Below are 7875 nucleotides of genomic sequence, written 5' to 3' on the forward strand. Positions count from 1 at the left end.
AAATAAAATACCGTATCAATTAAACTTTATACAAATGAAACGAAAAGTTGCAATTCCCATAGAAAATGGTATTATGACCGGACACTTTGGTCATGCCAAATTATTTGCTCTTATAGAGATGGATGGCGAACAGATTGTTAAAGAAGAAACTTTAGTTCCACCACCTCATGATGTTGGAGTACTTCCTGCTTGGTTAGGTAGTTTAGGAGCTACCGATATTGTTTCCGGCGGAATGGGTCAACGGGCTATTCAGCTATTTTTAAATAATAATATCAATGTATTTGTTGGCGTTGCTCTAAAGCCTGCCAGAGATATAGCTATTGACTTAGTAAATAATCGCCTTGAAAAAGGGGCAAACTATTGCGATCATTAAATGATAAATTATAAAATTGCCATTGCAAGTGGCAAAGGCGGAACCGGAAAAACTACTGTTTCTTTAAATCTTTTTTACACCTTGCAGAAATTAGTGGCTCAAAAGATCCAACTGGTAGATTGTGATGTAGAAGAGCCTAATATTAATCTGTTTACAAAAGGAGATATAAAATCCGTAACAGATGTAAATATTAAAATACCGGTAATTGACTCTGATAAATGTACATATTGTGGCGATTGTGCTACAGCTTGTGCATATAACTCTATTCTCTTTGTTAAATCCATTTCTCATATTGCTGTACTCGAAGATTTATGTCATGGCTGCGGAGCTTGTACTTACGTCTGTAATCAACCCGATGTTATTGTTGAAAAAGACAAAAAATTAGGAGAAGTAAACATATACAATCTAAATAATGGGAATGAATTAGTTGAAGGTAAAATAGAAATCGGATCGGCATTAGCAGTCCCTGTTATTGCAGATACTTTAAAATTAACCGACAATAATTCACTCCGAATTATTGATGCACCTCCCGGCACTTCTTGTCCGGTAATGGAAACCATTAAAAATGTAGATTACACCATTTTGGTAACAGAACCAACTCCTTTTGGATTAAACGATTTGAAGTTGATGGTAGAAACAATGCGAAAGCTAAGTGGAAAATTCGGTGTTGTTATTAATCGCGCAGGATTGGGTAATAATGCCATTTACGATTATCTGCAACAAGAGAAAATTGAGCTTTTAATGGAGATTCCTTTTGATAAAAATCTTGCCAGAATATACTCTGAAGGAAAAATAATGGTTAATGAACTACCTGCAATTTATGAAAAATATGTGCAGTTATTCGATAAAGTAAAACTAAATTTAGATGAAACAAATAACCATAGTTAGCGGAAAAGGCGGAACAGGCAAAACAAGTATTACTTCGGCTTTTGCTTCTATTGCCCAAAATAAGATTTTAGTAGATTGCGATGTTGATGCTGCCGACTTATTTCTAACAACACAACCAACAATTATTGAACAACACGAGTACGAAGGCGGCAAAATTGCTGTAATAGATGCAGAAGCGTGTACTAACTGCGGAATTTGTGAAGAATTATGCCGCTTTGATGCCATCAGCTTAGTTGATGGACAAACTACCATATCAGAATTTTCTTGCGATGGTTGTAAGTTATGCGAAATTGCCTGCCCGGTTAATGCTATTACAATGGAAGAAAATATGGATAGCAGCTGGTTTAAATCAGATACCAGATTTGGGCCTATGGTGCATGCCAAACTTGGAATAGGCGAAGATAACTCGGGGAAATTAGTAACAAAAATTCGAGATATAGCTGTTCAAATTGCCAAGGAAAAAGAAATAGAAACCGTTTTAATAGATGGTCCTCCCGGTATTGGGTGTCCGGTAATTTCTACACTAACTGGTGTTGATGTTGCTTTAATGGTAACAGAACCCACGCTATCCGGTATGCACGATTTACATCGATTAATTGAATTGGCTAAGGGATTTAAATTAAAATCATACGTTATGATTAATAAATTCGACTTGAATACAAATATTAGCAATGATATTGAAAAATTATGCCAAGAAGAAGAATTAGAAGTGTTGGCAAAGATTCCATTTAATCGCGATTTTGTAGATGCTATGGTTAATCAACAAACTGTAGTGGAATATGCCCCTGAATCAGATTTAAGTAAAACACTTACAAAAGTGTGGAATCGATTAGAAACAAGCTAAAACATAATGAGAATATGTCTTTCACCGCAAAGAAAACGATAAATATCATCAATTTATTTACAGCTAATTTATAATACTTTACATTCGCTACGGTTAAATGATAGTTTTAATATATAATGCACTTTCCTTTTTAGAGAGTGCATTTTTTATTCAAAAAAAAACCACTTCCTTTCTGTACTTTTGCCAAAAATTAAAATCTTGAATAAAACAGGGAAAATACTTCTAACAAAAACCTATGTGAAAAATATTCAAGAAATTGCTCCTGAAATTTTTACACTATCATTTCCGCGTACAGGAGATTTTCGCCCCGGACAAATGTTAGCTGTTGCTTTAAATATTGATGAAGCTCCTCGATTATACAGTATTGCAAGTGGAAATAAGGAAAAAGACTATCGTATTCTTTTTAATATTCAATCTGAAGGATTTTTAACACCGCGTTTATCTGATTTAAAAGTAGGAAATCGTCTGTTTGTCTCTAAGCCATTTGGATCTTTTTACGGAACTAATAAGGCGGATTATTGGATAGCAGCAGGAACCGGTATTGCCCCTTTTATATCTATGATGGAATCAGGCTTAGGTGATAATAAAACTTTAATTCACGGTGGACGCGCTTTGGAGTCTTTCTATTTCGCTGATAAATTCAAGTCTGTTTTAAATAATAACTATATTCAATGTTCATCAATTACTAAGGCAGAAGGAATTTATTCGGGTCGACTAACGGAATACTTAAATATTACTGAAAATTTAGCCCTCGACAGAAACTATTATATTTGTGGCAGCTCCCAATTAATAATTGATGTTCGTGATATTTTAATTCGCAGAGGAGTGCCATATAATCAAATAATTGCAGAAATATATTTTTAAAATGATAAAAGAGAATCTTTTTGGAAAAACCTTGAGCGAGCTTCAAGAGATAGTTATAAAAATAGGGCTTCAAAAGTTTGTGGCAAAACAACTTACCGACTGGATGTATAAAAAGCGTATTCGATCGTTTGAAGAAATGCATAATTTATCGAAACAAACGCGTGAGAAACTTGCCGAAAGTTACGATATAAGTTATACAACATCAACAAGTGTTCAGGAATCTGTTGATGGAACTAAGAAATATTTATTCCCTGTAAAACCTCATCAATTTATTGAAACAGCTTATATCCCCGAAGGCGATAGAGCAACACTTTGTGTTTCTTCGCAAGTGGGTTGCAAAATGGGATGTTTATTTTGTATGACCGGCAAACAGGGATTTCAAGGAGACTTAAGCTCAGGTGAAATTTTAAACCAAATTTTTAATATCCCCGAGTTTGAAAAGCTGACGAATGTTGTTTATATGGGAATGGGCGAACCTTTTGACAATTTAGATGAAGTTTTAAAAAGTATAGAAATATTAACTTCTGATTATGGCTTAGGATGGAGTCCGAAAAGAATTACCGTTTCTACTATTGGGATTATTCCGGCTATGAAACGTTTTTTAAATCAATCTAAAGCAAATTTAGCGGTAAGCCTACATAATCCTTTTGAAGATGAACGTAAAAAATTAATGCCAATAGAAAGTGTCTACCATCTCACAAAACTTTTAGATGAAATTCGCTCATTTGAATTTAGCGGTCAACGTCGTATTTCTTTCGAATATATTATGTTTAAAGGAGAGAATGATCAACAAAGACATATCAATGAGCTGGCGCGAATATTAAACGGTATAAAATGCAGGATTAATCTTATACGTTTTCATCCTATTCCAAATGTACCATTAGAAAGTTCTTCCAACGAAACTATTTCGAGATTCCAAGTAGGACTTAAAAGAAAGGGAATAATAACTACTATTCGTGCTTCAAGAGGTGAAGATATTTTTGCAGCCTGCGGTTTACTTTCGACAAAAGAATTAGTAAAACGACAAAAAAACGAAGACTACTAATCATAGTTAAAAAAAGAAGGGCCGTAGCCCTTCTTCACCAATATTAATTATGCAAATTAGATTTTGTATGGAATCTTAGTGCTGCACATTAATTAATTTCACTTCACGTTTCTCGTTTATATTCAAAGAACATAAATAAGAACCATTAGGCAAATCCGAAGTTGAAATTGTGATTTTACTATTCATTGCTGAGGCATTAATTTGTTTTACTAATTGACCTCTCAAATTATATATTTCTACCTGAATATCTGTAGCATAAGCTTGATTTATAGCAAAACTAATCTCACTATTTCCCGGATTTGGAAATGGATTTCCTATAGAAATTTCTACTATAGATTTTTTTAGTTTAGGCATGTTAAGCTGAACATCTTTAAGCAAAGAACCCCCTTCTCCTATAAACTGAGCTTCAGATAAAGCACTTAAAACAGTCTCAATATCATCTGAAGTATTTAAGCGAACAGTAAGCTCAATAAAATCCTGGTCTGCTACAATAGATGCTCCCATATCGCTTACCCAACTCAACTTAAAAGTATTGTCTTTTATAAGATATTCCAAATCATTAAAAATTGAATGTAAGCCAACAATTTCTATGGCTGAATTATCAAAAGCCATTTCAAGACCTAAACCATAAATCATTTGATTATTTACAAACGACAAAGGAATTCTTAATTCTTGTTGACTGTCGGTATATGTAAATTCCTTTAAATGATTAGTTACATTTTTCGCATCTTTAATTACAGGGGGAAGGTCATGAGAAACATCTGACTGGCTAACAACTGTAATAGGACCATCAGGACCCTTTTCATCTTCATCGCTAACAGATTTAAAAGCAGAAGGTGTAAATGTCCAAACAGGTAAAACCCAATCCCCGGCAGGGAAATCTTCGCCACGTAAATACCATTGACTAACAATAAAATTAAAATCGGAGTAATCGACCTTAGTATCTCCATTTACATCGGCAGCTTGTAGTTGTAATTCACTTAAGTCAGCCTTACCATTTAAATATTCTAGTAACAAATAAGCATCGGCTAAATCTACACCAAAAGGCTCAAGATCGGTAAAGAAATGTACCGAGTAAGATTCTCCGGCTGTTAAATTATTGAACTCAAATATACCATCTTCATCGGTAATTGATGTGGCAATATATTCACCATCTGCATTATACAGATTGGCAACAATTCCGGACATTGGAGATTGAATATTTTCTCCATAAACCACATAAGCGGTATAATCAACTCCTCCAGCAAAAGCAGATGAAAAACCTAATGTTAAAATAGCCGTCAGGCCAAGTAAAATTGTCTTTAATGTTTTCATTTTATAGTTTATTTAATGTTAATAAATGCTTTTCTCTATTAAAAAGGCTCTTCTATTTATGGTGAAAAACACAAAAACGTTACCCTGAAAATGAACTTTTTTTTAACTTTTTTTCAAAAAAAAATATTATTCGCTGATTTTGAGCATATTACGATTACATTTTTTTATGGATATAAATAGAAATTTCGCCTCTTTTTACCACTTTTGAATAAAATAGGCTATCTTTGAAGCATACAAAAACGATAAATGCAAGAGGAAAATCACATAAAACAGCTTGAAACAAAAATTATTCGCCTAAAAGATGAGCTTAGAAAAAAAGAGCGTGAAGCAGATAATTTAAAAGGAGCATTCCTTGCAAATATCTCTCACGAAATACGGACTCCTATGAATGCTATTGTTGGGTTTTCGAGTTTATTGCGTGATAATGATATTTCCCTTGAAGATCAGAAAGACTTTTTGAATGAAATTATCAGCTCTGCACATCATCTTACAGCTTTGTTAGATGACATTATTGAAGTTGCTACCCTACAATTTGCTTCAAAAAAAGATTTAAAAAGAGAGAAATTTAATCCTATAGAACTATTAAACGATTTATTTGATGAGTATCAATATAAAAGAGATACCCTTTATAAAGAAAACATAGAAATTATTTTAGAGATTAAATCAAATCCTAAAAAAACATTCTCATCAAATAAACGTATTTTAGGCAAAATTCTAGCAAATCTTATCGATAATGCTCTAAAATTCACTAACAAAGGAAGCATTAAAATAGGGATGGTATCCTTAGACGAATTTATACAATTTTATATTACAGACACAGGTATTGGCATTGCTACTGAAAAGCTTAATTTAATATTTACCAATTTTTCTAAATTATGGAAAAATGAGGGTCAGGTTTTATACGATGGTTTAGGAATTGGTTTGTCAACAGCTAAAAATCTTGTCGAAATTATTGATGGTGATATTACCGTTGAATCAACTGAAGGTAAGGGAACAAGTGTATTTATAAATATCCCCTATTCTATTACTGCCAATTCAGTTTTATAAACATTTCTTAATTCAGAATTTTATTCCTACTCTCAAATTTTAAATATTCTAACTTCGGGAAGCGCACAAACCTTTTTACTAAATAATAAGATAAAAAAAGCGAGAGTATAAACTCTCGCTATATAATCAATTTAATAGAAGTTACAATTCGTCTAAACAGGATTTTATTATTTGGAAAGTTGCTTCAATATCATTGTCTAATCCAACAGAAAAGCGAACCAAACCGGGAGACATCCCCATATCATGTTGTACCTCTACCGGTACTTCGGAAGATGTACTTTTACCCGAATTACTAAATAAAGTTTTGAAGTAGCCTAGGCTTACGGCATGATATCCAACATTTTTTAGTTGCATCGATTCCATAAGCGCAGCTGCTCTTTCGGCAGTTTCCATGTCTATTGCAATCATTCCACCAAAACCATACTCCTCATTCATCATACTTTTCATAAGTTCATGTTGAGGATGTTCAGGTGTACCCGGATAATTATATTTTAATCCTATTTCCTTAAATCTTTCGGCAAGATGCATCGCATTTTTACTATGCTGCTTCATCCTAATATGCAAAGTATGCAGGTTTTTTAAGATACTAGACGAGCGCAAAGGATCCAAAACCGGACCCAACAACATTGCTGTACCATCATTAACATTACTGATATCGTTAACAAATTGCTCTGAGGCACAAATAGCACCTGCAACAGTATCGTTTTTACCATTAATATATTTAGTCATAGAATAAATAACTATGTCGGCACCTAATAAATAAGGAGCAAAAATCATAGGTGTAAATGTATTATCTACTATTAACTGAATCCCATGTTTTTTTGTAATATCAGATAATTTTGGAATATCCGATATTTGAAGCAATGGATTAGTCATTGTTTCGGTATATACCATTTTGGTGTTTGGTCTTATGGCTTTTTCAACAGCATCCAAATCTGTAATATCAACAAAAGTAACATCGATATTAAATTTGGGGAGGTAGTTCTTTAAGAAAGCGTAAGTTCCTCCATAAGTGGTAACACTACTTACAATATGATCGCCGGCATTGCAAAGCTGTAGAAATACAGTAGTAATTGCAGCCATTCCAGAGCCTGTAACCCAAGCACTTTCCGTTCCTTCCATAGCAGCAAGCGCATCGGCTAAATATTTATTACTTGGATTCCAATGACGTGCATACAAAAAACATCCTTCGGCTTCGCCATGAAAGGTGTCTAACATTGCTTTGGCAGTCATAAATGTAAAAGTTGAAGAATCAGTAATAGAAGGGTTTACACCTCCAAATTCTCCAAATTGTTTCAATGATTGAATATTTGTTGCAGGATCAAATTTTTTTATATTCATCGCTATTATTTTTTTTTAATGTGAACAGCTATTATATCATTACAAAATTAAATACTGAAAGTATTTAATGCAAGAAAAATGATAAATCAGAAGTATAATATCAATATTTATTTAAAATTAAAAGTATTTTTGTCGAAATATTATAATAATGAAAATAAT

Annotated in this window: 8 protein-coding genes; 6 read left to right on the forward strand and 2 right to left on the reverse strand. The window is 33.1% G+C overall.

What is annotated here, in order from left to right:
• The 5 genes from J7K39_07995 to rlmN all read left to right on the forward strand — a co-directional run.
• Nucleotides 1–373, forward strand: a 373-nt coding sequence (locus J7K39_07995) for a hypothetical protein (protein ID MCD6179831.1), incomplete at its 5' end; no start/stop codon positions are given.
• Complete coding sequence (locus J7K39_08000) at nucleotides 374–1261, forward strand: ATP-binding protein (GenBank protein ID MCD6179832.1); 888 nt, start codon at nucleotides 374–376, stop codon at nucleotides 1259–1261.
• Nucleotides 1239–2105 (forward strand): 4Fe-4S binding protein, encoded by an 867-nt coding sequence (locus J7K39_08005; GenBank protein MCD6179833.1) that lies wholly within the window; start codon nucleotides 1239–1241, stop codon nucleotides 2103–2105. Before J7K39_08000 ends, J7K39_08005 begins: the two co-directional genes overlap by 23 nt.
• Nucleotides 2106–2303: 198 nt before the next feature.
• Nucleotides 2304–2969, forward strand: a complete 666-nt coding sequence (locus tag J7K39_08010) for an FAD-dependent oxidoreductase (protein ID MCD6179834.1) — start codon at nucleotides 2304–2306, stop codon at nucleotides 2967–2969.
• 1 nt (nucleotide 2970) lies between these two features.
• Nucleotides 2971–4014, forward strand: a complete 1044-nt coding sequence (rlmN, locus tag J7K39_08015) for a 23S rRNA (adenine(2503)-C(2))-methyltransferase RlmN (protein MCD6179835.1) — start codon at nucleotides 2971–2973, stop codon at nucleotides 4012–4014.
• Nucleotides 4015–4089: 75 nt separating this feature from the next.
• On the opposite strand, the gene J7K39_08020 is transcribed toward rlmN, so the two are convergent.
• On the reverse strand, nucleotides 4090–5328 hold the full coding sequence (locus tag J7K39_08020; protein MCD6179836.1) for a T9SS type A sorting domain-containing protein: 1239 nt from the start codon (nucleotides 5326–5328) through the stop codon (nucleotides 4090–4092).
• A 246-nt stretch (nucleotides 5329–5574) separates the two neighbouring features.
• Here J7K39_08020 and J7K39_08025 point away from each other — a divergent pair, with 246 nt between their 5' ends.
• Entirely contained in the window at nucleotides 5575–6375 is an 801-nt protein-coding gene (locus tag J7K39_08025; protein MCD6179837.1) for a HAMP domain-containing histidine kinase, read from the forward strand.
• Between the two features lie 141 nt (nucleotides 6376–6516).
• Here J7K39_08025 and J7K39_08030 read toward each other — a convergent pair whose 3' ends face one another.
• The gene (locus J7K39_08030) at nucleotides 6517–7716 is read right to left on the reverse strand and encodes an aminotransferase class I/II-fold pyridoxal phosphate-dependent enzyme (GenBank protein ID MCD6179838.1); all 1200 of its coding nucleotides are present in this window, start codon (nucleotides 7714–7716) and stop codon (nucleotides 6517–6519) included.
• Nucleotides 7717–7875: the final 159 nt, after the last annotated feature.

The organism is Bacteroidales bacterium, assembly GCA_021157585.1.
GTDB lineage: Bacteria > Bacteroidota > Bacteroidia > Bacteroidales > UBA12170 > UBA12170.

Coding starts and splice junctions, on each gene's coding strand:
- J7K39_08000 (MCD6179832.1), top strand. CDS start 374: ATGATAAATTATAAAATTGCCATTGCAAGTGGCAAAGGCGGAACCGGA.
- J7K39_08005 (MCD6179833.1), top strand. CDS start 1,239: ATGAAACAAATAACCATAGTTAGCGGAAAAGGCGGAACAGGCAAAACA.
- rlmN (MCD6179835.1), top strand. CDS start 2,971: ATGATAAAAGAGAATCTTTTTGGAAAAACCTTGAGCGAGCTTCAAGAG.
- J7K39_08020 (MCD6179836.1), bottom strand. CDS start 5,328: ATGAAAACATTAAAGACAATTTTACTTGGCCTGACGGCTATTTTAACA.
- J7K39_08025 (MCD6179837.1), top strand. CDS start 5,575: ATGCAAGAGGAAAATCACATAAAACAGCTTGAAACAAAAATTATTCGC.
- J7K39_08030 (MCD6179838.1), bottom strand. CDS start 7,716: ATGAATATAAAAAAATTTGATCCTGCAACAAATATTCAATCATTGAAA.